Consider the following 25,348-nt stretch of genomic DNA (forward strand, 5'->3'; position numbering starts at 1 on the left):
AATGCCCTAATCAATCAGCTGCGTATCAATCTCCGGGGCCTTTTCCCAACTGATCATTGCATTGAAAAGCTTGATCGTATTGTAGCTGAAAATGTCAGTTTCCGAAATTTCACGTTCCTGAATAACTCCCTTATCGAGCAAAAAAGCGCGTTGCGTGCCTGGTAACAAGTATGTGGTAGGTGTAAACCAATTTTCTCCGTCACCAAATGCCACATTGTAATAAAATGCGTCCGTTACCCAGCCATTTTTGATGATCAGGATTTCATCGGCATCTTCCCGTTGCGCAAAAAGGCTATTCAGCTCCTCGCGTTTGTCATATTTATAGCTGTAATCAACTGTGTCGCTATAAACGCGCCTGATCCTTTTGACCGTGCGCAGCATATGCGGCTCCCATTTGATATTATCAATTTCTTTCGAGTAAGCCACCCTGCATTTGTACATTTCGTCACTTACAGTTTCCGGTATTTCAAGAAGCTCGGCTAGGTTCCATTGATCGGTATATCCCCAAAGTTCCTTGCGGGTTTTGTTCAGCCGGGCTTCGTGGTAGCTCAGATTTTTGAGCTTCCTGTTTTCAACACAGATCGTTTCAATACACAACATGTGGCACAGATTTAAATGGAAGGTACACTTTGTCTACCAATTCCTGGTACTCACTTTTTGCATTGCTTAACGCGGTAATCCCGCCGCCGCTTTTAAATACAAACTTTCCATTCTGCTCCTCTATAAAACGGATCATCACCGCGCTCTCAAAATTCTTGCCGTCAAAATAGCCCATTACTCCTGTGTAATAGCCTCGGTCGTAACCTTCCGCCTCTTCGATGATCTGCAAAGTACTTGGTTTAGGCGCCCCGGTCACGGAGCCGGCGGGTAGCAATTTCAAAAGTAAGTCTCCGTAATTTCCATTAAAATCATCGGGTAAAATCCCTGCGACCTCCGAGCTTACCTGCAGCAATGCGCTATCATAAGCTTGAACCTTTTCAATGTAGCGGTAACGTTCCACCCAAACCTTTTCGGCAACCATACTCAGGTCATTCCTGATCAGATCCACGATCGTCGCGTGTTCAGCTGCCTCTTTATAATCAGATAAAATCACCTGTGCCGCATTCTCCACTGACGCGTCGATGGTACCTTTCATAGGAAATGACGAAATCCTGTTTCCTGAGATTTTCACAAAAATTTCGGGCGAAAAGCAGACAAACTGGTCTTTCAGCCAAAACCGGTAAGGCGCCTGACTATTCTCAAAGATGTCCAGCAAGCTAAGGTTGGTATCAACCGGGGTTTCAACTGAAAGATTCAGTAAAAATGAATTGCCGGCACGAATGTTCCGTATCACGTGCTCAAACTTCGGCTCGTAAGCTTCAAAGGCGATCGGATACTTCCGGAAGTAAAACTCCGGCGAAGAGTCAGCGATTTTTGGCGCTGCCTGATTGGAAAATCCATTCAGATTAAACCGCACTTCTGACGCATTGATATCCTCCTGCTTCCAGGCCAGTGGTTTTTTCATTTTGTAATCCACCAGGAATACAAAAGGAATTCCGGCTTTGCCCCACGCATTAAGCTTACCAATAAAATTTTCGATGCTGTCTGCCAATTTGAAAGGAATATATGCAGATTTAACTGCAAGCGAATTTACAAAGTTCAGAAACCAATCTACCATTTAGCTGGTTAAATTGAATGGGCAACTGCCAGCTTTGGTCTGCCCGATTTTACCTGAAAACTTACCAGAAGTAATGCACATTTACGACGTTATTGTCATCGGAGGCGGTCCTTGCGGGCTCGCTATGGGAGTCGAACTCGCTAAAAGCGGAATGGATTACCTGATCCTTGAAAAAGGCAACCTGACGGAATCCATCAGAAGGTACCCGAGAAGAATGCGCTTTTTTTCAACTGCGGAAAACATTGAGATCGGCGGGATACCTTTTGCGATTTCCGAAGTGAAGGCAAACCGGAATGAAGCATTGCAATATTACCGCAAGGTAGCCGGTTACTATAAGCTTAATTTCAAGTTGTTTGTAGATGTGGACCGTTCTGAAAAGCAAGCTGACGGTACTTTTCTGACCTATTCGAACGACGGACAGGTATTTCAATCGAAGAATGTGGTGCTGGCGACTGGCTATTTTGATGTGCCGCGGATGCTGAATGTGCCAGGCGAAGATCTGCCGCACGTATCACATTATTACGACGAACCTTTCAAATATTCATACACCAATGTGGTTTTGGTAGGCGGCTCGAATTCTTCTGTGGAAGCTGCGCTTGAACTTTATCGCCACGATGCGCATGTAACGATTGTGCATAAGGAAGCGGATTTCAGGACGAAGGTGAAATACTGGCTGGTACCGGATGTAAAAAACCGGGTGAAAGAAGGTAAGATACATACCCGATTCAACAGCGTGACAGAGGCAATCGAGCCTGGCCGCATGCTGATCCGCAATCTGGAAACGGACGAAACGGAGTGGCTACCGGCTGATTTCGTGTTTTTACTAGTTGGTTACCTGCCAGATGAACATTTACTGACGCGTTGCGGCGTGGTGCTCAATCCCGTTACCAAAGTACCCACTTTCGATTCAGATACTTTCGAAACCAACGTTCCCGGCTTATACCTGTGCGGAACTGTTATGGCGGGGGTATTCACAGAAAAGGTATTTATTGAAAACGGACGTGAACATGCAGCTGCCATTGCGGATCATTTGGCAGGGCGCGAAGTTCGGAAAGTAAAGGAGTTGATTGACCGGATTTAAGGTTTTATGCCGCGAATGTTCACCGCAGCGGCGGCCGCGAATGCTTATTCTTCAACCAGCACCAGCTTTCGCTTTTTCTTTTTGAAAGAAAGCTTATCGATTTTCCCGATCAGTCCGTTCGCTCCTACTGCGTAGCCTACATTGCCGGCGAAGCTGACGGCGTGAAAACCCTCTTTCCCCAGGAACCGCCAGGTTTTGCCCCGATCAATGGAATAGCTGCTCCCCGAGGGGCCGGTGGCTACCAATGCATAATCGTCAGACCGCAGCTCGGTTTCTCCTGTCCAGATTGCATCTGTTTTTTGGTAAATAGCCACGCATTCTTTCAAGCCAGCAGGATTGGTCATTTTCGAAAGTTGCCAGGTAACCCCGCCATCTTTTGTGAGCAATACATTCTGTGTGGAGTCGCTGGTGCGCTTGTAGTCACCGCCTACTGCTATTCCATTTTTCTTTGACCAAAACCTTAAACCAAAAATACCGCTGGTCGGCCCAGCCGGCAGTGGCGTCGAAGATACCTGCCAGGTGCGGCCAAAATCTTCCGACCGGAACACGCGCGCCATTTTGGATCCGCCTGTTCCGATATATGCATTACTTTTGCCGAATGCGAGCAGAGAAGTACCGCTTGCTGCAAAACAGGCTTCCCCGGGTTCCGCGGCAGGGCGACTTTCAAGCGGCTGTTCAGCCCAGCTTTTCCCACCATCTTCGGTAGTCAGAATGAACAGCTTTCCAACAATCGGATCACCGAGACAAATGCCTCTGTTTTTATCCCAAAAGTCGATTCCATCCAGAAAAACCCCAGCTTGTGCAGTTTGGTACACAAGGTTCCAGCTCTCTCCGCCGTCATCTGTACGGTAAATCCGGGCTTTATCTTTCTCGGATTCGCCGGCGCTCATCGCCAGCAGCGTGTTCTTGTTAATGGCATGCACGTCACGAAAATCGAGCGAGTCCGCGCCTGGTACTTTGTAGGTTGTCCAGGTCTTTCCGCCATTCGTCGTTTTCAGAATTGTGCCTTTTGTTCCGCCAATCCAGCAAATAGAAGGGGTAACCGCGTGGACAGCACGCATGTGAATAGTGGCTTTGATATCAATGATATCCCATTGCGCAAATGCAGCGGGGGCAAGTAGTAATAGCCCATTAAACAGCAAAAGTGCTCTCAGAATTAGCAGGGAGGCTTTCAAAACAGGATTTGGAGAAATTGGCACAGTATTTTTACTACTCTGAGTTCTAAGATTTTATTATTACACAAAATAGGAAATTCGTATGAACAAGAACCAAAAATTTCTCATAGGCGCTCTTGGAGCATTGATTTCAGGCATTGCAATTGGCCTGCTGGTTGCTCCGAAAAATGGTAAAGATGCCCGCAAGTTGCTCAAAAACAAAGCTTATGGCTTGGGAGACAATGCGAAAGACAAATACGATAAGAGCCTTGAAGAATTATCCGTTTTGGCCGACAAACTGAAAGAGGGCTTCCTGAAAAACGTAAGCACAGCAAAAGACAAAGCTGGTTCGGTAGCTGACAACGTCAATGACAGAGTTCGCAGTGTCGTAAACAATATATAAGACTCCTATATTAAGATATTCAAAGGGCAGCTTCCTCGAAAGCTGCCCTTTTTTTGACTTCGCTATTTCGGGATCTTTGCTATCAGCTCGGTAACAGCTTGATTAACTTCCTGCTCAAAGTTCTTGCTTTTAGAAGGTATAATGCCGGATATACCCCCCTGCCACACCATTCTGTTGTTGTTTGCATCCACCAGGTCAACCATGAGCGTTCCCTCCCGATACCTTCCTACCACTACCTCCTCGCTTTTCCACGAGTAGCGGCGCTGGCCCATATATTTCGGTAATCCTTCCGTCCGGAAATCGGTTTGCCTCGTCTGAACTTTCTCCTTTACGTTCAGTGCAATATTAATTTTCAAACTGGCGTCCCGTGCTTCATCCAGGCCTCTTCCCTGCAAGTTCCGCGCAACAGCAGCTTTGATGATCCCGACATTCTTTTCAAAATTTTCGGGCATAGTGTCACCCGTGGCTTCTATCTCATAAAACCCAAACGTTGCGTAATCCGACAGCCGGAAATTATCCTCCTGCTCGGGATTAAGAATTTTGTAGGAACTGCTACAGCCCGCAAGCATCAGAACTGATAGTCCAAAAACTGCAAAAATGATCTTTTTCATTGTTGCTACATAATTAAGTTATCCAATTACACTACCCAGCTCCTTGGCAGCCGCCATGCTGATTCCTTTGTAAAACATAAATTCACCCATAATCGTATTCTGCTCCTCCTCCGATTGCGCATGGACTGCCTGGTTTAGACAAACCTTCATCTTCTCCTCGATAAAAGCTTTTTTCAGCCGGAGAATGTTCACAAATGCAGTCTTATCCAGAACGTCGGCCTCAAACGGAACATATATCTCGTATTTCTCTGACCACAATTCGCTCAGCTCATATTTGCTGGTCAGCCAGCTGATGGTCAGGTTCCTGATCTCTGCTTCGTGATGGTTCAGGAAGTAGTCAGTTGGCGGCACATAATTGCGGTTGAGGTTTTCTCTGAAAAGCGTCAGCAAATGTTGAAAAACCGCATCTTTGAAGTCAATTCCCTCAATTTCACCAAGTACATACTGGCAAACGGTGATCGTAGGTTCCAGTTCTTTTGTACCAAACAAAACCAACAAGCGCGTAAATGCCTCCTCCTGGTAGTACAGCTTACTTTTCTGAGGCGGTTCGTAGGTGGTAGTGACAGGCTCGGGCTCGAAAATATCCTCCTCGGTAAAGGTAAATCCGTCTGAAAAGCTCCCCAGATCGGAAGGACCTTCGGGGGCTGTATACTGCTGTGAAGCACCTCTATCTGGTTTTTTCTGGGTTTGCTGCTTTCTGACCAGCTTATTCCCTTCCGAAATGAGCATCTGTTCATCCACATTCATCATTTCTGATGTGCGGTGAAAAAATACCTGTCTCTTGATCGCATCCGGGATCTTGACAATGCTGCTTACCACTTCTCCGATCACAGCTGCGAGGCGAAAAGGATCATTGCCAGCATCTTGCAGCAAAACCTCCGTCTTAAAGGTGATAAAGTCCTTTGAGGCTTTTTTCAGATAAGTTTTAAATGCCTCCGCACCGACTTTCCTGACATAACTATCCGGATCCTCGCCATCGGGAAAAAGCACGATATTTACATTCAAACCTTCCTCCAAAACCAGGTCTAAACCTCTCAATGCAGCTTTTATACCCGCGATATCACCATCGTACAGAATGGTCACATTGGGTGTAAACCTGCCGATCAGTCTGATCTGCTCAATGGTAAGCGAAGTACCGGAAGACGCAACAACATTCTCGATCCCGGCCTGGTGCAGCGAAATTACATCCGTGTAACCCTCTACGAGGTAACAATGGTCGAGCTGGCGGATCGCATTCTTAGCCTGGAAGATCCCGTACAGGACATCGCTTTTATGATAAACAGCGGTTTCGGGAGAGTTAAGGTATTTGGGCTGATTTGCCTTTTGCCCGCTTTCCGATTTCAGGATACGGGCGCCAAATGCAATCACCTTACCTCCTACGTTATGTATCGGGAAGATCACCCGGCCTCTAAACCTGTCGTAACCGCCGCCGCTGCTTCCCTCACGCGGGATCAGCAAACCTGCCTTTTCAAGGATTTCTGTTGAATAACCCTTTGCAAGCGCCTCTTTGGAAAATGCATCCCACGTATCCAGACTATATCCCAGCTCAAACTTCTGCCGGATTTCATTGCTGAAACCGCGCTCGCGAAAATAGCTGAGCCCCACCGCCTGCCCTTCTTCCGAATTTTGAAGCTGGTGCTGATAGAAGTTTTTGGCAAAATTCAGGATAATGTAAAGGCTCTCGCGCTCATTCTGACGAAGTGCTTCTTCGTCCGTCATCTCTTCCTCTTCGATCTCGATGTTGTACTTATTGGCCAGGTAGCGCAATGCTTCTCCATAACCCACATTGTCAACATCCATCACGAACTTAATGGAGTCCCCTGCCGCACCGCAGCCAAAGCATTTATAGATCTGCCTAACCGGGTTTACGTTGAATGAGGGCGTTTTTTCATTATGAAAAGGGCAGCAAGCCGAGTAGTTGGCGCCCTTCTTTTTCAGGGATACAAAATCCCCTACTACCTCGACGATGTCAGCGGCCAGCTTGATCCGCTCTACGGTTTCGGGATTGATCCTCATTTTATATCATTTCAAAAGTAAGTAACCTGTTCAACTATACATGCATAACACAGTTGGAAGAAAAATTGGTCACACGAATGTAATCAGGTACTGACCTATGGACAATATTTAAATATTATTTACGTAAATTTGAAACCCAAACAGGTTTTGGCCAAATTCTTTTATAGAATTGTCCATTATTTTCTTATTAGAATTTAGAAAATCACATTCTAAAGTTTTTTTCTAATTACTTTAGTTTGTTATTTTGCGGTACTATAACCGGATTTCGAACCATCAAATAGATTGATATAGATATTAAAAATATAGTGTGTGTATAGTGTGAAACAGGGCATGGAAATTTTCTATGCCTTTGTTTTTTTGGAGCTTTCCTGATTATTTAAATTCAGAACACCACTATACATCGAAATCAGCTGATGGATGGCTGGCGGATCCACACTTTTAATTTCTATGCCAGGTAGCAGCTCCTTCGCTTTCCTGATCTCCGTTTCCAGCTTCAAGTCTGTTAAATCATTGAACACCCGGCAATATGGCGACCTTTCTACGGCTGCTGTTGCGAGCACTGCTACATCCATTTGCAGCGCCTCGTGAATGGACAACGATACCCCGTCGGTGGTCGTGTTTCTGATAAATGCATCCGCCACTTCCAATATATTCTGAAAATCGTGAGGAGTAGAAATGAAAAGTACATTCACCGGAATCGCGCCGACCAAACCCAGTATATAGGGAAGGTAAGCCGCGGAGGGATCGGAAACGATCAGTCCAAAGTCAGGCTGTTTTGAAATGTAAGTTACCAGCTCGGAAATCCCGTAAGTCTCCTTTTGGTTTTTGTCAAAAGCAAGGTTCCAGGCATTGGTGCAAACAACCATCCTGTATTTGCCCCTGAATGCTGCCAATTGCGAAATAGTATTGCTGTCGAGCGGCTCTATGTAACTGGAAGGCAAAAACGTGGAGATCAGTCGTGCCGCTTTGTTCCATTTTAGTGCCAGGCGCAAGCTTTCTTTATTTTGAACAATAGGAATGGCGCAAAGCCCCGCTGATAAGCTTACCTGCACATTTCCCCAAAAACTATAACGTCCCCAGTTCCCGTGGTAAGTGATGATCAGTTTTTTGAAAGTCAGCCTACAAAATAAGGCCAGCAAAAATTGCCAGGCAGGACTTGAAATATGAAGGTGAATTACCTTATATCTACATAGTTTTAAAAAGCATCGAACCGGGCTTTGTCGCAGGTCAGCGAAGTCGAAGCTTTTAAATCCTTCCAGTTCCAGGTTTTCCAAGAGCCGCTTCACGTGCATGGTTACCCCGCCGATAGGGGGTGGCAATTTTCCGATGATCAGCATTCTACCCATTTGAAATCCCAGGCTCGCGCATACTTTTGGAATAGAAATAGAGGCAGAGCAACAATACCGGCGCAATGCAATTGATCGTCACACTTTTAGCAGGAATGATTACAAAAACGCTCCCGACAGTGTGATTGAAAATCAGGTAAACCAGCAATGCAAGCGGCAGTACCTGGTACATTCTTCCCTCGGCAGCTGCTTTGAAGAGTACGTACCCGCATTGAACAAAAACGGAATACATCAGGATTGTGCCTGCAAGTCCATTCTCGGCCAGTAAAGTATACCAAAGTGAATGCGCTTCCCTATACCCTGGTCCGAGCACTTCAAAGCTACCCGTACCCTGCCCCACCACCGGACTTTCCAGAAAAAGCTTGTATGCAACAGCATGTATCTCCCCTCTTCCGCTGGTTTCGAGAAGCTTGGCAAAATTGGAATGTGCAGCGAAATCACCGAACCGCAGCTTCCAGGAATAAGCCAGATCTGCATTATCAATACCCGGAATTGTGAAAGAGTCCCCAAGCATGATCAATACTAATGCGCTCACAGCCAGCCAGAGCAGCCATCGTCCGAAGCTCAATGCAAGTGTCACAAAGAGATAAGGTATGATCAGCAGCACTGCACCGCGGGAGAATGAAAACAAAACAACGCCCAGGAAGACCGAAGTCAACACAGTAACTAAGCCAGCTGCCCAGCGTTGTTGTTTGGCAAAGCGTATTGCAAATGGCCAGAGCAACACGAAATACGCCATAGTGATGTTTGTATCCGTGATATTACGTGTCACCAGCAAGTTTTCAGAACCTTTGTAACTCGCGCCCGCCAGCACAAGCCCGAAAGTTCCGGCTCCCAGAATGATGTAAAGCAGGCACATGTAAGTTTCCAGTTTGTACCGAAAATCGGAAGATTGCATAGCAATGCGCAGATACACAAAGTAGCTGGGCAATGTAACCAGCGTAAGTACAACAGCACCCAAAACCACATTGCCAAGATTCGGCGAAATGCAGAGAAACAAAGTGTTCAAACCGATCCAGTTGACTAAAAACAGTTGTTCTCCCCTTTCCATTTTAAATGCTGATCGCACAAAGAAGTTGCAGAAATAGGTATCGAGGATTAGAAAAGGCAGCAGTCGCCAGAGTGAATTTGCACCGGCAGCGAAATCATATTTTTGAAACAAATGCAAAAACTGGGTGAACACCGGAATGGATAATGCATGAAAAAGCTTGTTTGGCGAGAAAGAGAACAAAGCAACGGCGCAATAGATGTAAAATGAAACGACGACCATTGCCTGAAAACTGCTCTCCCCAAAACGGAGTAATGCAGGACAAAGCCAGGATGCAATTACCGTTATAAGCACCGATAACAGGCACTTCCAGCCTATTTCAATTATCAACGCAGCCATTCATCAACATAATGGATCATGGAAGAAATGCTGCCTCGCGGTTGATCAGGCGCATAGGCACGAAGCGCTGCGTGTGAAGATGCACTTTCAAAACCCTGTCTGAGTACTTTATCGAGGTGGCTAAACAGTTCCTGCTTACTTAAAACCAGCTTGTCTACATTGAATGCATTGAGCGGCACTTGATGGGAATAATCGTAAAGGCGCCGCACCGACTGACTGTAAGGGAGCTCGTAATCCCCATCATACCCAATGTTTATAACAGGCTTCCCACACGCAGCCGCATCCAGACGCATGGTTGAGGCAACCTGAACACAAACGTTACAGCTGTAAATCGTGTCCGCAAGCAGGTCCAAAAAATTCAGCTCGGGAAAACAGCTGGAAACCGAAGATCTGCAAATCCTTAGATTACGTTCCGAGAGATATCTTGTGTAATGGGCGAAATGATCAGCAGGGTGCAACCTGATCACCAGAATTGTATTCAGCCTTTTTTGACAATATGCCAGCAAATCCTCAACGATATGGTGCTGACTGGGAAAGTGCCGGGGCGCGCTTGTGGCAAAGAGGATAATGTCCGCGGATCCGGAGATTGAAAGCCTTCTTTTATAGTTTACGAGGGATTTCTCATTTAACTTCCTTCTACCATAAATATCAAAACGCGGGATTCCGGTAATGCACACCCGCGGCTTCGGCTGAAAACCGGAATAGAAGTTCTCAAACTCGCAGGCCATAATTTCATTCCAGACAAGCACATAGTCGTGATTTGCATTGATAATGCCTTTCGAAGTAAGATTATCCCAGCTTATAATGATAGCCAAAGCAGGCACCTTCTTACGGGCGAGCCTGTTGACAACTGCATTTTCCCTGATATCAAGCGGCGACGACGATATGACTCCGGCCAGGCCAAAACAAGGCAATTCGGGTGGCGAGGCTCTCGCCGACAGCAGCATAATTACGTCCCGAACAAAGTTCAAGAGCCAGCGGGTGAATACTCCTGAACTAAAAAACCCGCTTAAACAAAGCAAGACGTTGCGAACAAATGTGCTTTGTTCCAGCCACTTAACCTTGTGTGTATTAGCTTTGAACAAACTAAAAAACAGGAACTTCTCAACAAGTCTCAACCTTCGCAATGCAGCAGGCTCTTTTCTGAAAGACATACCCGCTCGTGTGAGCTGAATTTCGAAATACCTGTTGATCTTCGCGATATCGGCTTCCTGAATGAAATCGGAAAGGATCTGTACATCGTACTTGTCGGCCAGCTTTTGAATAAAGCCGGTATGGATCAGGTTAATGGCGGCAAAGTGGTTAGTAATCAGCACTAGCAGCTTTCTTTTTGAAGGTTCTTCCATAAATGAATGTGATGCTGCGCCATTTCCCAATCCGAAAATGTATCAATGTTAATGTCAGGCTCATCCTCGGTCAGCAAGCTGGCGATTTTTCCGCCCAGCAGCGTTCCTGTTTCAATCAGGGCAGTTTTTGCCATGTAAATTTTCCCATCCCGATAATAGTTGTCGGGCAGGTCCTGGCGTCGTGAGATCAGTTGCCCGCTGTTTTCGACCACTTTATGCAAGCCATCTTCGCCAGCCTGAAAAGCCCAGCTTGGGTGGAACCGGGCGGGGATTTTACGAACAGTAATCAAACTGTCGGCACCTGATGCGATCATGTACTGCGCAGCCCTGTCGATCAGATCCGCACTTCTAAAAGGAGATGTAGGTTGCAGGAGCATGACAAAATCGAACGTACATCCGAATTTTGAGTAGAAATCAAGCGAGTGCTTTACTACGTCAAAGGAGCTCGCTACATCAGAAGCGAGGTCTTTTGGTCTTACAAACGGGACGGTTATTCCTGCAAACTGCTGTGCATATTGGAGGATCTTGAAACAATCGCTTGAAACAATTACCGTATTCAGCATTCTCGCATTCAGTGCTGCCTGGATCGTATAGTAGATCAGCGGCTTGCCACCAAGCAGTTTTAGATTTTTGTTGTAAATGCCTTTTGAACCGCTACGGGCGGGGATTACTCCTAGGATTCTGCTTGTTGTTTTCATTAGTAAGTAATTTTCTTTTCAAATGTGAGAGGGATTTCTGCCAGTAAGTCGGCGATCTGCTGACCTGCATTTCCTTTCCCGTAAATGAAATCGGGCGCAAATCTGACGCGGGTGAGCTGTCTTTCAGCGGCTTCCAGAATGGAGGCGCTTGCATGTTTTGCATCTACTACATTCTGCCCGCGTTCTCGTCCGTCCTGTCGGTTACCGATATTAACTGCTGGTATGCCCAGCGTAGCTCCTTCTCTAATCCCGCAGCTGGAATTCCCGATCAGCAAAGCCGCCTTATTAAGCAGTTTCAGGAAATGCTCCGGACGCATATTGTTGAAGAAGTGAAAAGGAAGCAATGTGTTTTGGCCGTAAAAACTGCTGATCCGATGGAAAGTACCGCCCGTACCCGGATCCGCGTTAGGAAAAAACCATAACACAGGTAGCTGCAGGGAGATTAATGCAGTCAATGTATTGTTCAGCTGTTCCTCCGACCTATTTGGCTGTGTGGTTACCGGATGCTGCAAAACCATCAGGTAAGGTTGTGTCAAATCAGGCTTACTGCCGATTCCACCATATAAAGTGTACGGGTCAAAGTCGATCTCCGGATTTTTCAGCACATCGATGACAATGTCCAGTGAAGGACAGCCGGTGAAAAAAGATCCGGTCAGGCTCCTCTCCCATTTTGATCAGCCTTTTACGCGCCTCCGCGGTGGCTACAAAGTGGATATCTGCCAGTTTGGTGATCGCGTGACGGACCTTTTCATCAATATTCCCGGTTACCTCTCCGCCTTGTACGTGCACAAGCGGTATGTTCATGTAAGCGGCGGCGATCGCTGTGGCCATTGTTTCGAATCTGTCGGCAATGGTAACTACCACATCGGGCCGGATTTTCTCAAATACGCTGGCCAGCTCCGTAATACCGGAAGCAGTAGTTACCGCAGCCGACGTAAGCTGGTCGGCGGTATTCGCATTTGCAATCCGTGCTACGATCGGAAAGCCGTCGTCAACAATGTGACTTACTACCTGTCCGTACCTTTCGAGCAATGCGCTGGACGCAACAATCAGCTGCAATTCGAGTGCCGGATGCTTTTGTATAGCCGATAGTAATGTTTTTGACCTGCTGTAACTTGCCCTCGCTGTAATCACGACACAAACTTTCCTCATGTCAAATGTGATCAGCAGTTAGAAAATCCCATTGGGCAACATTCTCCCGCAGCCTGCTTCCAAGAATTTCGGCAAATCTCTTTGGCTCAATGCCATAGCCGGCCGGCTTTTTGGATTCAAGATCTTCGATAGCAATGACATGGCCTTTATCAAGTGATTTGTTGACTGCCAAAGATTTACCAAACTGGGCTTTTAACTTTTTAAAATGCACGTTATCTGCTTTATCGACAGGGTTTAGAAAGGCGCTTTCAATGGCCCGCACGCCCCGGGCGAGCTGAAAAACCTGATCGACCGTCAACGAAGAAGACGTATCTGGCCCTGGCATTCTTTTGTCGAAAGTCACGTGAAATTCCAGCAGATCGGCTCCGGACGCCGCTGCGGCAAGGCAAGCAAAAACATCTCCCGAATGATCTGAAAATCCGACCGGCAGCCGGTAGCGGTTTTTAAACTCGTGAATTACATTGATCCCCCATTGATCGGGCTGGGTAGGGTAAGATGTGGTGCATTGCAAAATGGAGATCGGACAGCTATACCTGCGCAGGAAAGCGATGGTTTCATCCAGCTCTTCCGGCGAACTCATGCCCGACGACAGGATTATCTCTTTCCCAAGCCGCGCGATCCGATCGAGCATTAAAAAGTTTTCAACCTCTCCTGAGGCAATTTTAAACCGCGACACGCCCATATTTTCGAGCATAGCGACGGCTGCCAGAGAAAACGTACTAGGTATAAAATCCAGCTGGTAGTGCTCACAATGGCGCTTCAAACCAATCCACTGCTCCTTCGTGAATTCCATTCGCTTCCAGTAAGCCATTCTCGTCAGGTCGGGGAATGAGAATGGATTGCGGAACGGCTCATAAATGCTACTTTCCGCATCGGCAATGTGCACCTGAAATTTAATGGCGTTTACGCCTGAATGCGCAACTGCGTCAATGTAAGCGTGGGCCAATGCGACACTACCTTCGTGCGCCTGACCGATTTCACAGATCATGTAAATTCCTTTCATCTTGATTAGTTGTTGATATACCTGATTAGAAAAAACTCCTTCGTTGTTTAGAATGTGAATAGTACTGATATCCCGGCCTTTGTCTGGCTCCATTGTAAATGAGCTTCAAGCCCGGCAGCTGACCTGTACTCAGCAGCTCATCAATTTCACTAAGGTTTGTCAAAAGCGTAAAATCGTGGCGTACCACATACAATGACATATCTGCAATGCTGCCGATAATCCGTGCGTCGGTTACAAGATTCACTGGTGGCGTATCGACGATAATGTGGTCGTACCTGCTTTTGAAGAGTTCGATCAGTTGCCGGAACCGGTCTGTTGAAAACAGTTCGGCCGGATTGGGAGGCGACGGGCCTGAGGTAAGTATATCAAAAGAATTGCGCGTGCGACAACGCTGAACCAGACTAGCAGGTGTCAGATCTTTAAACATATAATCTGTGAACCCGTGGTAATTCAATCTCAGATAAGCGGCCATTGAAGGTCTTCGCAAGTCTAGTTCAAGAAGCAGAACTTTCTTATCGGCAGTCGCGAAAGATTCTGCTAAATGTGCAGCTACAAACGATTTTCCTTCTCCGGATACGGCGGAAGTAATCAGGATAGTCTGGCATCGTTGCGTCGGCAAACCAAACAGAATGTTAGTCCGTAGTGTGCGAAATTGTTCTGCCACAATGTTCCTGACGTTCGGATCAAAGAACTGATGGTACTTTTCAAAGCCAATTTCTCCCAGGATGGGTGCGGTGCAGCGATCTACAATATCTTTTCTGCTGGTGATACGGACAGTCAGGACTTGTCTGATGTGCAGGATAAGTAATGGAATAAATAGGCTCAGGCAACCGGCGATGAGCAATACCAACTGCTGATTAGGGGTAACAGGCTGTAAGTTTGGCTTCGGCGCATCAAGTATTCTTGCATTAGCGATCGTGCTTGACCGTGAGATCGAGGTTTCGATTCGCTTTTTGAGCAAAAAAAGATAGAGTTCCTGCTTGATTTGCTGCTGTCGGGAGTAGTCAATGTAGATCCGTTCCTGAGAGGGAATCTTTGCTAGCTGATTTTCAAGCTTCCTTGTGTTCAGATTGTAAGCATCGAGAGCAATCTGCAGTTCTCGTTTTTGTACGTCCAATGCGGCGTACATATCAGCCTTTAACATTTTTAGCTGATTTTCAATCGCGCGCATAGACGGATGAGAGGCGCTGATTGTAACTGCATTGCGTTCCCTGGAAAGAACCAGTTCGTTATATTGACTGACCAATGTCCGAAAATTACTTTCCTGCTGAATGAGGGAAGTGGGAATGGCGCGATCGGGATGCTCCGAAATATATTTTCCAAGTTCTTCGAGAACCCTCAATTTGAGGGAATAGCTTTCCAGTTCATCGGAAGTACGGGAAGACTTTTCGCGTACAATCTGGCTGTCGGCATTCAAATCAACAAGTCCGTTGGTTTGCTTGAATTTGGCTATCCCCGTCTCAATAGACGCCAATTCCGACGAAACCTGAGCCAGGTTGCTTGCAATGAAGGATAGCGTACTATCTGCTGTTCTGTTTTTATCATCGATGCTGTTCCTTAGATATTGCCTGATCAGCTCATTGAGAATAGCTTCTCCTTTTTGAGGTAGAATATCTTTCAGCGACAAGTCGACAACATTTGCCAGCTTGTTGGTAACTGACACCTTCAAAGCCGCGCCATATCTGGCTACAACCTCATCTTTCTCCGCAATTTCAATGGAATACTGATCGTCAGATGTATAGATGTGGTTTGTCCGGGAGACTATGGCCGGCACCTCACCGATCAGCAGGGTGTCGCCGAAAGTTGCGGTAATGCTTTTTGTCACATCCGAAATTTGGAACTTGTCATTACCGATAAATCTCAGGCCGTAAATGGCCTTTTTCCGCAGGTAAGCGGGTTGCAGGAAATTGATTTTGAAAGGTGATTTCTCATACAACTCCGAGGTTTTTACCCGGCCGGCAGCAATACAGCGCACCTGTAGTTGCAGCGTATCAACTACGTGCTCCATCAGGTTCCTGCTCCTGAGAATTTCAACCTCATTATCCACACTGCTGTTGACAGCAGTGTGGCCAAAGTTCTCAAATAGTGCTGCGTCTTCAAAGCTTGCACCCCGGGCATCGTCTCTCACCAGCAGAGAAGCCTCTATGTCATAACGGGGTGTTGAGTACCTCAGTAGCAAGAGCGCAGCAACAATGCACGCAGCCGCCGAACCCGCAAACCAATACCAGAAGCGCAATGCTTCTTTCAGGAAATTGAGACTGAGAATGCTTTTCCCGTCCCTTGTTAAACTCGTTACCTGCCCTAATTGCTTACCTGTCATTACATACTTTTCGCTTAGTATGGTTTAGACGGCAGTTAGGAGAATACGTAACGCATTAACCGAAAATATTTTTTCAAACGCTTATAAACAAAAATCCCTGACACCGTAAAAGGTGCCAGGGATCTATAAAAAAGCATTTTCAGGCAAAATGCACTTTCACTTTCTTCAATGCCGAAGCAACTACCTGGTGCATATCATAATAACGATATTCAGCTAATCGCCCACCGAATATTACGTTTTCTTCTTCTCCCGCAAGTGCTTTGTACTGATTGAAGACAGCAGTGTTTTTGTCATCATTCACAGGATAATAGGGCTCTGCGCCTTTTACCCATTCTTGTGGATATTCGTGCGTAATTACTGTTTTAGGCTGAGTACCAAACTCAAAATGCTTATGCTCGATAATTCGCGTAAACGGGGTTTCTCCATCCGTATAGTTCACCACCGCATTACCCTGGTAATTTTCCTGATCCAGTAGCTGGTTTTCAAAGCGCAGACTGCGGTATTCAAGCTGTCCGAATTTGAAGTTGAAATATTCATCGATTGGTCCTGTGTATACCACGGTTTCTGCCAATGCTGTTAATGCTTCCCTGTCTTTGAAAAAGTCTACTCCCAATTTTACTTCAACATCCTGAAGCAAACCTTCCGTCAGCTTATTGTAGCCTCCGATCGGAATGCCTTGATATTTATCATTGAAATAGTTGTTGTCAAATGTAAAGCGTACAGGCAGACGTTTGATAATGAATGCTGGCAACTCAGTCGCTTTACGTCCCCATTGTTTTTCTGTATAGGCTTTGATCAACTTTTCGTAAATATCAGTCCCCACCAGTGAGATAGCCTGCTCTTCGAGGTTTTGCGGATCTTTAATTCCTGCCTGCTCTACTTGCTCGCGGATTTTTTCTTTTGCTTCCTCCGGCGTTCTCACTTTCCATAGCTGATAGAAAGTGTTCATATTAAATGGAAGATTGTAAAGCTCTCCATTAAAGTTTGCAACCGGCGAGTTGGTGTAACGGTTGAACTCCACGAAGGAATTCACGTAATCCCAAACTTCCTTGTCATTGGTGTGAAAAATGTGCGCACCATACTTGTGTACATTAATCCCTTCCACATTCTCGCAATACACATTGCCACCTGTATGCTCTCTCCGGTCGATCACCAGGCATTTTTTCCCGCGTTTTGTTGCTTCATGCGCAAAAACAGATCCCCACAACCCTGCTCCAACTATCAAATAATCGTATTGTTTCATTAAACTAGTTTGTAATATAATGTGAGTACTAATTGAAAAGATTTCATCTTAAAACAGAAAAGGCCCCCAAGACGGAGACCTTATTCTGATTTTATCTTTTTTCCACTGAGATATTATGGAAGAAGTTTAAGTTCTACGCGACGGTTTCTTTGTAGTCCGTTACGGGTTGCGCTATCTGCGATAGGCTTGAATGAACCGAAGTAGTCAACAATGATTTTGCTTGGGTCAGTCAATCCAGCTTCGTTGATCAGGTAATTTTTAACTGCATCAACGCGGCGGCGAGAAAGTGCGATGTTGTAACGGTCAGATGCACGACGGTCTGTGTGACCAGCCAGTTGCAAGCGGCAACCATTTTTGTTCATCAACGCTGCTACGTTTTTCAACATTTCCTGCGCCTCAGGCTTGATCACGTTTTTGTCTGTATCAAACATCACATTTGCGAAGATTTCGCTGCAAGCTGCACCTGTTGCCAATGCATTTTTAACATAAGCATCGAAGTCAAGTACGCGACCACCACCATCTACGATACTTCCTGCTGGTGAGTTTGGCTCTTTATCGAAGAAGTCAGAAACACCGTCACCATCTGTATCAAGAAGCAATCGTGGGTCGATATCCTTTGGACGGTTTGCTTTTGCAACTGAGTCCATTTCTTCAAGTGTAAGAATCTTTGGTGGCTTGATCAACACCTTAGGATCTGTGTAGCGCAAGTGGTAGTATCCGCCTTCGTCCGGTTTGTAATCCCATTTACCATCTACTTTCTGAACTTTCAATGGGTTCTTGCCCAATTTGTAAGTTACCTGAACCGCACCGTATCCGTAGCTGTCCAATTCAGAGTTTCCTTTGCGGGAAGTCTTTTGATCTTTGATAAAGTCCAGATTCTCTGTTCTGTCGAAGTCACCACCATATGTAGCATCCAGATAATCTGTGTTAGTGTGAGTCAAACGGAAGTCAAGACCGATATCGATTCTTTTGGTAACCTCATAGTTGATGTTCAGACCTGTTGGAACGATCCAGTCATTTTTGCTGCCGGTTTCGCGCAACTTAATACCGCCAGTAAGATCGTACGCATCTGAATTGTAGAAGATTTGACCTACCCCCACATACGCATCCACTTTCCAGCGCTTCATTTTATTAGGTCCCATTAAAAGACCTTTCAGGTTGACAGTTCCTGCAACGGAAACGTCAAAGTAATTTCCTTCAAAATAACGGCTGTAATTTCGACGCTTCATACCTCTCAGGTTACCAAGAGACAAATCCAAGCGAGACCCGAACCAGTATGAAAGCTGCTTGTTTAAAGTGAGGCCTCCTTGAATTGTTCCGGATTCTTTGTGGCTGTCAGCAGATGTTTTTGTAACAGGCCAGAAATCATACTCTCTCAAATCGCCGAAAAACATAGACGGGCCAAAGTGTGCAGAAACTGACCATGTATTCAGTTTGTAAGGGCCATCGTAGGTTGCTTTGGGATTGTAATCCGGAGAATTCGGTTGCTCTAGCGGTTGCGCCAATGAAGGCAGCGCCATCATTGCCCCCAAGGCAAACGAACAAATCAACTGGGATACTTTTTTCATACTATTCAAGTTAGCGTTATTAAGATTAACTAGGATTGATCTTTAGTCAATATGAGTAAATTAGATATTCAATTCATGGCCAATTGTACGTCAACCAAATGCCTAGTGCGCACAAAAATAGGTTAACAATATCACTTAATCAACCGAAGTTTCACAGAAACGGAAAAACTTTCAGGATTGGCAATTCAAAATTTACCCGAAAGAAACGCCCTTTTCCGAACTTTCAAAGACGTTGATTTATTTTTTTTAATATTTCAGTCTTCCACGAAAGAAATACTCCTTCCCTTATTTTTTCCCTCGCACTGCGCACAAGCCACAAGTAAAATGTAAGGTTGTGAACGCTCGCAATTTGCGCTCCAAGCATTTCTCCCGACTTTACAAGGTGCCTCAGATAAGCTTTACTGTAAAAAGTACTTACATATCCTCCTAATCCTGCGTCAATCGCCGAGAAATCATCCTTCCACTTTTCATTGCGGATGTTGATTATGCCTTCCGTAGTAAAAATCATGCCATTCCGAGCATTACGGGTCGGCATCACACAATCAAACATATCTACGCCCAGCGCAATGCATTCGAGGATATTCGCAGGCGTTCCAACTCCCATCAGGTACCGGGGTTTGTCCTTTGGAAGTATGTCGCAAACTACTTCCGTCAGTTCGTACATGATCTCGGCAGGCTCGCCCACTGATAATCCGCCAATTGCATTTCCCTCGCGGTTACAAGAGGCAATAAATTCCGCCGACTGGATTCTAAGATCTTTGTACACACTTCCCTGAACAATCGGAAAGAGCGTCTGACTATGACCATATAATGGATCTGTTTGGTCAAATCGCTCGCAGCAACGCACCAGCCAGCGGTGCGTCATCTCCATAGATTGACGTGCATAACCGAACTCACAGGGGTAAGGAGTGCATTCATCGAAAGCCATGATGATGTCCGCTCCAATGGTTCGTTGAATATCCATCACATTTTCCGGGGTAAATGTGTGTACGCCACCGTCAATGTGTGACTTAAATACCACACCCTCTTCATTGATCTTTCTGCCTGTACCCGCAAGTGAGTAAACCTGATACCCGCCGCTATCTGTCAGAATGGGCTTGTCCCAGCCATTAAATGCATGCAAGCCGCCTGCTCGGCTCAGAATGTCGAGTCCCGGACGCAGGTATAAATGATATGTATTTCCCAGGATAATCTGCGCCTGAATATCGTCGTGCAGCTCGCGTTGATGAACCGCCTTTACCGTCCCCGCAGTACCTACAGGCATAAAGATGGGAGTCTCAATAATGCCGTGATCCGTCTCAATATATCCGGCCCTTGCCTTGGAAGCAGGGTCCTCAACTTCTAGTGTAAACTTCATTAAATCTTTTAAATTACTGAGCTGCAAAAATAGATTGAAGGTCTCGAAGAATACTGACAATGACTGTATATTTGTGAGAATATGATTAAATTTTACCTCTCTCTTCTGTTGTGGCCGATTCTTTACTTTATGCGCTAGCAGCGTTTGTTACCGTACAATTATTCTATTATCTCTTCTTTTTTACAAGACTTGCGTTTTATGGAAAAGGGGCGAACTACGGTAACACAATGCCTGGTGTAACGGTGCTGGTTTGCGCCTGGAACGAGCGGGACAATCTTACAGAACTACTCCCCCTGCTGGATGCACAGGAATATCCCGAATTTGAAGTAATCGTTCTCGACGACCGTTCCGATGACGGCAGTGAAGAATATATCCGTAGCAACATATTTCAGTGGAAACACATCAGGTACATCCGGATCAATGATCAATTTGATCATGTAACACCGAAGAAATACGCATTGACAGTAGGAATGAAGCAGGCGAAGTACCCGATCGCATTGATGACCGACGCCGATTGCCGCCCTTCCTCACCCCGCTGGATCACCGCAATGACCTCCCGGGTAACTCCCGACAAGGACATTGTGCTTGGCTTCTCGCCTTACTTCCGCAGCAAGGGAATGCTCAACTGGTTTATCCGCTGCGAAACCTTTTATACTGCGGTTCAATACCTGTCCTTTACCCTGGCGGGAATGACTTACATGGGGGTCGGTCGCAACATATTATATAAGCGTTCGGTTTTCTTCGCTAACAAAGGATTTTACACACATAAGAATGTATATGGAGGAGACGACGATATTTTCCTGAATGAGGTTTCTACAAGCGAGAACACGACGATCTCAATTGAGGAAGATTCTTTTGTTTACTCCAAACCAAAAACTACCTGGAAAGACTGGTACCGTCAGAAGACGCGCCATATTTCGGTAAGCAGATATTACAAGCCGCGTAACAAGATCCTGCTTGCATTGTTATCGGGCAGCCACATTGCGGTTTGGATGCTGGGGCTTGTCGCCCTTCTTTTTGGATTGATCACAAGAGACTATCTTTCCTTACAATACCTCGGTATCATAGTTGGCGTACGTTGGGTTATTCAATGGTTTTTACTCATAATTATCAATTTGAAGCTGGACAAAACGGTAGAGTGGTTTAGCTTTTTACTCATGGATTTTGCATTGTTTGTTTACTACACCGTTTTCGGTTTTGTTACTCTAACTAAAAGAAGGCCACGCCGGACATGGAATTAATCACTAAATATTTTCCCGAACTTACTGAGGATCAAAAAAGTAAGTTTGGTCAAATGGAAGAATTGTATCAATACTGGAATGCGCGCGTCAATGTAATTTCTCGGCAGGATATTGATACATTGTATGAAAGGCACGTACTGCATTCACTTGGAATTGCCAAAGTGCAGGGATTCAAAGCCGGTACCAGCATTCTGGATGTAGGTACCGGCGGCGGCTTTCCGGGAATCCCGCTGGCGATCCTTTTTCCTGATGCGCAATTTCACCTGGTGGATAGTATTGGTAAAAAAATCAGGGTCGTTCAGGAAATAGCGGCTGCATTGAAACTGGATAATGTGCGTGCAGACCAAACGCGGGCCGAGAAGCTTGACGATTCCTACGAATTTGTGGTGAGTCGAGCGGTGACTCGCATTACGCCGTTTGTGGGCTGGGTCAGGAAAAACATCAGCCGCAATTCCTTTCATGAGCTTAGGAACGGGATTTTATACCTGAAGGGCGGCGACCTGGCAGAAGAGCTAGCTGAGCTAAATCAGAAAAACCGCGTTTACGCGCTTTCTGACTATTTTAGCGAAGAATTTTTTGAGACCAAGAAGGTCGTGTATGTACCTTTATGAAAATTTAATTTAACCTAATATTATGAACGAACGTTTTAGCGCCAGTGGATTGATGAATCCGTTTTTCCCCGATGAAGTAACTTTCGGAGAGAAAGGCGTAACCTTCAAAGTCAGCAAGCTTTTCAGAAGTACCGACAACTTTGTGTTCTATTCCGACATTTCCGGTGTTGAAGTGGACAGCGGCATGTTTTTTTCGACAATCCGCGTAATCCCAAGAATGCGTCCCGAAATTATTATTAACAATTTTACAAAGGGAGACGCAAAGAAAGTCAAGGAGTTAATTCTCTCTAAGGTGCAATCGTAAGTTTTTTTTGAAGTTTGCTCTTGCGCTGTATAATTTGAATTCTTAGATTTGCACCACAATTCGAGTAAACAACCGGATATAAACTCCTGAATAGCTCAGCCGGTTAGAGCATCTGACTGTTAATCAGAGGGTCGTTGGTTCGAGCCCAACTTCGGGAGCCTGAAAGTGAAGCACTTAGCATTAATTTGCTAGGTGCTTTTTTCGTTAGTTGCAATGCGAGTTTCTTTAAGGCGCTAATTGATACACTTTTGAGCATTCCGGATTATATCTCAACTGATTAGGTTCTACGAACATAGTATGCTGAGACTATTTAGTCTAGCCCGCAGATCAAAATCGTACCCCTTGAACCTCTTTAACTTACCGAACTTCCGTAATTACCTTCTCCCGCTCATAAACCCGTCGTGAATCCCGGCTCTTGTGATGTTCTTCGCTGATAATTTCGAAACTCGCAGGATCCGCGGCGGGTAGTTGATGATATCGCCAGAATACGTGGTGGGCATCTTTCGCATAGTAACTCGACAGTACTTCAAATGTGGTTGGATCGGCTCCTTCAAGTGTTTTGAGTACACCTTCATCAATCAGGAAAACAGTCTCAAAGTCCATTGAATAGTTGTGCGCCAAGGGTTTGAACGTTTTCGCATCGGCTGCATCTATTCTGATTGAGCCGGAAAAAACACCTTTTCCATCTGCATGATAAGAGCGCAGATTCGTGCTGCCCAAGTAAGTGAGATGCCCGGGATCATCAGAAACAATCCTGTCGCCGACATATACGTGCTTGCTGTCTTTGAACAATCCGCCATTTACATGTATAAAATGCGCCGGATCGTCGGAGAGAATGGAATGGAATGCGAAAACGTGACTGGTATCTTTTCCCAATCCGTAGCCGAAAACCTGGAATGATTTCCCGTCAGCGCCTTTTATCAGCTTACCCTCAAAGTAAACTCGCGTGCCGTCTGTCGCATATAAATGTGCGAATTCTACTTTTGGGAAGCGCTTATCAAGCGTTTCAAATTGATTCGCCACTACATGCTCTAACGCTGTAACAGTTGCATTCCCGAAGCCGCCGTAATAGTAAACCTTATCGTTTTGAATGTAATATCCGGCCTTTGACAAAATATCCGGCTTGAATGACGAATTGCTTCCCTGACAGGAAAAGAGGTTTAGTATACATGTGATGAAGCCCATATACCCGGCAATTGTTTTCATAGCTTTTCCTGCGGGCAAAAAAAGACCCGAATGCCTGATTCACACACACGCAGAGCATCCGGGTAGTTCAAAGAGTTACATTTGAACCGAAGCAAAACTATACATCCACTTTGCATTAGGATGAACAAATAAGCAAACGGCAGATATGGGATAACCTTCGGAAGAAGTTATGGCAGATTGCATGCATTGACAATTCTGAATCAACCTAAAAAGGTATTTTTGACTGCGCAAATACGCAACTCACGACCGCCATGACAAAAACAGGAGAAGAGCAGGACCTGAAACGGTGCCTCACGCTGATCGAATCACAGCTCGGCTGGGGTAACAGCGTACATTGGAGCAATTACGATTTTGAAAAGCTGAGTGACACATTTCACGAAAAAACCGGCGTGCGTCTCAGCATTACCACCTTAAAGCGCATTTGGGGAAAGCTTAAATACGACAGCGCGCCAACCCTCACCACACTCAATGCACTCGCGAGATTTGCCGGCTTCGCAGACTGGCGGCATTTCAGACAACAAGAGAAACAAACAGAAACTGTTGATGCACAAGCCACCGCGGTTCCAGTAAGTACCGTACCTGCTCCAAAAAGAGCCAGACTAAGGTACCTTTGGCTTTTTTCACTAGTGCCATTGGTCCTCGCCGGGTATGTGCTGCTTTCCAGTAAAGCTTCTGATTCGACGCTCGATCCCGATCAGTTCTCATTCAAGCTCGACAAAATTGTTACAGAAGGTGTCCCCAACTCGGTGGTATTCCACTATGACGCAAGAGCTGCCAAAACCGACTCTGTTTTTATCGTACAAACCTGGGATATAAGTCGGAAAAAGCTTGTTCCCAAGGACAAGCGTGAGCATTCCTCCATTTATTACTATCCCGGATACTTTAACACAAAACTGATTGCGGACAATCAGATCGTCAAAACGCAGGACCTTTGGATTACTTCCGGCGGCTGGCTTTGTCTGGCTGAAGAAGAGCCGGTGCCTCTTTATTTTAAGAAGGAAGAATGCATCAGCAACGGCATTGTAGCGGTAAATGAGCGAGTTTTGAACAAATACAACTTGTCACTTCACCCAAAAGCACCGAAGATTCGGATCTTCAATCAGCGTGATTTAGGTGATCTGATGAGTGACAATTTTGTTTTTGAAACAAATATCAAAACAGATTTCAACCAGGGTTCAAATGCTTGTCAGCCTGTACAGGTGCTGATCCAATGTAAAAACGACATTATCATCATTCCTCTGGTTGCAAAACCTTGCGTAGGTGATCTGGCGCTGGCTTTCTGCGGCACTTACGTGACCAGCAAAGAGGCTGATCTATCGAATTTTGGGGCAGACCTGACGCAATGGACGAAACTGAGAGTCGAAACAGTAGCGAAACAGGCGAATATTTACGTCAACAATAAAAAAGTCTACACGCTTCAATTTCCTAACGAAGCCACCGGCATTGTAGGTGTTCAATACCGCTTCAATGGAACAGGCGCTGTGAAAGATACCTGGTTTGGCAACAAACGGAACGTGATCCGGCTCTGATCATTTCGCTACGTCCGGATTGTATTGCGGCAATTCCGGGATATGCATGTTAAGACTATTCTGTCAAAGCAATAAGGAGTTGATCGCTGATCGTGTAATTTTAAGCCTCCTTACG

The 25,348-nt window shown here is 45.7% G+C and carries 23 protein-coding genes and 1 tRNA gene; 7 read left to right on the forward strand and 17 right to left on the reverse strand.

The window, feature by feature from the left end:
* Window positions 1-6: 6 nt before the first annotated feature.
* Both Q369_RS0112695 and Q369_RS0112700 read right to left on the reverse strand, forming a co-directional pair.
* Window positions 7-600, reverse strand: a complete 594-nt coding sequence (locus Q369_RS0112695; protein ID WP_031528185.1) for an aminotransferase class IV — start codon at window positions 598-600, stop codon at window positions 7-9.
* Window positions 587-1,657: an aminodeoxychorismate synthase component I gene (locus Q369_RS0112700; RefSeq protein WP_084165741.1), complete on the reverse strand. Its 1,071-nt coding sequence runs from the start codon at window positions 1,655-1,657 to the stop codon at window positions 587-589. The genes Q369_RS0112695 and Q369_RS0112700 overlap by 14 nt, the downstream gene beginning before the upstream one ends.
* A 73-nt stretch (window positions 1,658-1,730) precedes the next feature.
* Between Q369_RS0112700 and Q369_RS0112705 the strand changes: the two genes are divergently transcribed.
* Entirely contained in the window at window positions 1,731-2,738 is a 1,008-nt protein-coding gene (locus Q369_RS0112705) for a YpdA family putative bacillithiol disulfide reductase (protein ID WP_031528187.1), read from the forward strand.
* Between the two features lie 44 nt (window positions 2,739-2,782).
* Here Q369_RS0112705 and Q369_RS0112710 read toward each other — a convergent pair whose 3' ends face one another.
* Window positions 2,783-3,913, reverse strand: a complete 1,131-nt coding sequence (locus tag Q369_RS0112710) for a WD40/YVTN/BNR-like repeat-containing protein (RefSeq protein WP_229206824.1) — start codon at window positions 3,911-3,913, stop codon at window positions 2,783-2,785.
* 82 nt (window positions 3,914-3,995) lie between these two features.
* Between Q369_RS0112710 and Q369_RS0112715 the strand changes: the two genes are divergently transcribed.
* On the forward strand, window positions 3,996-4,295 hold the full coding sequence (locus Q369_RS0112715) for a YtxH domain-containing protein (protein WP_031528189.1): 300 nt from the start codon (window positions 3,996-3,998) through the stop codon (window positions 4,293-4,295).
* 62 nt (window positions 4,296-4,357) lie between these two features.
* Here the strand turns inward: Q369_RS0112715 and Q369_RS0112720 are convergent, their stop codons facing one another.
* The 13 genes from Q369_RS0112720 to tgt all read right to left on the reverse strand — a co-directional run bounded on the left by Q369_RS0112720 (window position 4,358) and on the right by tgt (window position 20,342).
* On the reverse strand, window positions 4,358-4,906 hold the full coding sequence (locus Q369_RS0112720) for a DUF4136 domain-containing protein (RefSeq protein WP_031528190.1): 549 nt from the start codon (window positions 4,904-4,906) through the stop codon (window positions 4,358-4,360).
* A gap of 18 nt (window positions 4,907-4,924) precedes the next feature.
* Entirely contained in the window at window positions 4,925-6,922 is a 1,998-nt protein-coding gene (gene dnaG / locus Q369_RS0112725; RefSeq protein WP_031528191.1) for a DNA primase, read from the reverse strand.
* A gap of 341 nt (window positions 6,923-7,263) precedes the next feature.
* Window positions 7,264-8,259 carry a glycosyltransferase gene (locus Q369_RS0112730; protein WP_051664055.1) on the reverse strand — a complete coding sequence of 332 codons (996 nt, stop codon included), beginning with the start codon at window positions 8,257-8,259 and terminating at the stop codon, window positions 7,264-7,266.
* A 1-nt stretch (window position 8,260) separates the two neighbouring features.
* A complete protein-coding gene (locus tag Q369_RS0112735) occupies window positions 8,261-9,655 on the reverse strand; it encodes an O-antigen ligase family protein (protein ID WP_031528193.1) in 1,395 nt (464 codons plus the stop codon).
* A complete protein-coding gene (locus Q369_RS0112740; protein ID WP_031528194.1) occupies window positions 9,643-11,001 on the reverse strand; it encodes a CDP-glycerol glycerophosphotransferase family protein in 1,359 nt (452 codons plus the stop codon). Before Q369_RS0112740 ends, Q369_RS0112735 begins: the two co-directional genes overlap by 13 nt.
* The gene (locus Q369_RS0112745) at window positions 10,971-11,699 is read right to left on the reverse strand and encodes an acylneuraminate cytidylyltransferase family protein (RefSeq protein ID WP_031528195.1); all 729 of its coding nucleotides are present in this window, start codon (window positions 11,697-11,699) and stop codon (window positions 10,971-10,973) included. Before Q369_RS0112745 ends, Q369_RS0112740 begins: the two co-directional genes overlap by 31 nt.
* Window positions 11,699-12,304, reverse strand: coding sequence for a UDP-N-acetylglucosamine 2-epimerase (locus Q369_RS29670; RefSeq protein ID WP_262485485.1), 606 nt, complete (start codon window positions 12,302-12,304; stop codon window positions 11,699-11,701). Before Q369_RS29670 ends, Q369_RS0112745 begins: the two co-directional genes overlap by 1 nt.
* The gene (locus Q369_RS29675; RefSeq protein ID WP_262485486.1) at window positions 12,276-12,851 is read right to left on the reverse strand and encodes a UDP-N-acetylglucosamine 2-epimerase; all 576 of its coding nucleotides are present in this window, start codon (window positions 12,849-12,851) and stop codon (window positions 12,276-12,278) included. Before Q369_RS29675 ends, Q369_RS29670 begins: the two co-directional genes overlap by 29 nt.
* 1 nt (window position 12,852) lies before the next feature.
* The gene (locus Q369_RS0112755) at window positions 12,853-13,854 is read right to left on the reverse strand and encodes an N-acetylneuraminate synthase family protein (protein ID WP_031528196.1); all 1,002 of its coding nucleotides are present in this window, start codon (window positions 13,852-13,854) and stop codon (window positions 12,853-12,855) included.
* A gap of 25 nt (window positions 13,855-13,879) precedes the next feature.
* Window positions 13,880-16,174 (reverse strand): GumC family protein, encoded by a 2,295-nt coding sequence (locus tag Q369_RS0112760; protein ID WP_031528197.1) that lies wholly within the window; start codon window positions 16,172-16,174, stop codon window positions 13,880-13,882.
* Window positions 16,175-16,313: 139 nt separating this feature from the next.
* Window positions 16,314-17,417, reverse strand: a complete 1,104-nt coding sequence (gene glf / locus Q369_RS0112765; protein WP_031528198.1) for a UDP-galactopyranose mutase — start codon at window positions 17,415-17,417, stop codon at window positions 16,314-16,316.
* 113 nt (window positions 17,418-17,530) lie between these two features.
* A complete protein-coding gene (locus Q369_RS0112770; RefSeq protein ID WP_031528199.1) occupies window positions 17,531-18,985 on the reverse strand; it encodes an OmpA family protein in 1,455 nt (484 codons plus the stop codon).
* A 223-nt stretch (window positions 18,986-19,208) separates the two neighbouring features.
* On the reverse strand, window positions 19,209-20,342 hold the full coding sequence (gene tgt, locus Q369_RS0112775) for a tRNA guanosine(34) transglycosylase Tgt (protein ID WP_031528200.1): 1,134 nt from the start codon (window positions 20,340-20,342) through the stop codon (window positions 19,209-19,211).
* A gap of 110 nt (window positions 20,343-20,452) precedes the next feature.
* Here tgt and Q369_RS0112780 point away from each other — a divergent pair, with 110 nt between their 5' ends.
* From Q369_RS0112780 to Q369_RS0112795, 4 genes are all read left to right on the forward strand, one after another.
* Complete coding sequence (locus tag Q369_RS0112780) at window positions 20,453-21,583, forward strand: glycosyltransferase (RefSeq protein ID WP_031528201.1); 1,131 nt, start codon at window positions 20,453-20,455, stop codon at window positions 21,581-21,583.
* Window positions 21,574-22,194, forward strand: coding sequence for a 16S rRNA (guanine(527)-N(7))-methyltransferase RsmG (rsmG, locus tag Q369_RS0112785; protein WP_031528202.1), 621 nt, complete (start codon window positions 21,574-21,576; stop codon window positions 22,192-22,194). The genes Q369_RS0112780 and rsmG overlap by 10 nt, the downstream gene beginning before the upstream one ends.
* A gap of 22 nt (window positions 22,195-22,216) precedes the next feature.
* Window positions 22,217-22,498, forward strand: a complete 282-nt coding sequence (locus Q369_RS0112790; protein WP_031528203.1) for a hypothetical protein — start codon at window positions 22,217-22,219, stop codon at window positions 22,496-22,498.
* Between the two features lie 84 nt (window positions 22,499-22,582).
* Window positions 22,583-22,656, forward strand: a tRNA-Asn gene (locus Q369_RS0112795).
* Window positions 22,657-22,855: 199 nt separating this feature from the next.
* On the opposite strand, the gene Q369_RS0112800 is transcribed toward Q369_RS0112795, so the two are convergent.
* Complete coding sequence (locus tag Q369_RS0112800) at window positions 22,856-23,704, reverse strand: DKNYY domain-containing protein (protein ID WP_031528204.1); 849 nt, start codon at window positions 23,702-23,704, stop codon at window positions 22,856-22,858.
* A gap of 251 nt (window positions 23,705-23,955) precedes the next feature.
* Between Q369_RS0112800 and Q369_RS0112805 the strand changes: the two genes are divergently transcribed.
* Window positions 23,956-25,233, forward strand: coding sequence for a hypothetical protein (locus tag Q369_RS0112805; protein ID WP_031528205.1), 1,278 nt, complete (start codon window positions 23,956-23,958; stop codon window positions 25,231-25,233).
* Window positions 25,234-25,348 lie beyond the last annotated feature (115 nt).

Source organism: Dyadobacter crusticola DSM 16708 (assembly GCF_000701505.1).
GTDB classification, from domain to species: domain Bacteria; phylum Bacteroidota; class Bacteroidia; order Cytophagales; family Spirosomataceae; genus Dyadobacter; species Dyadobacter crusticola.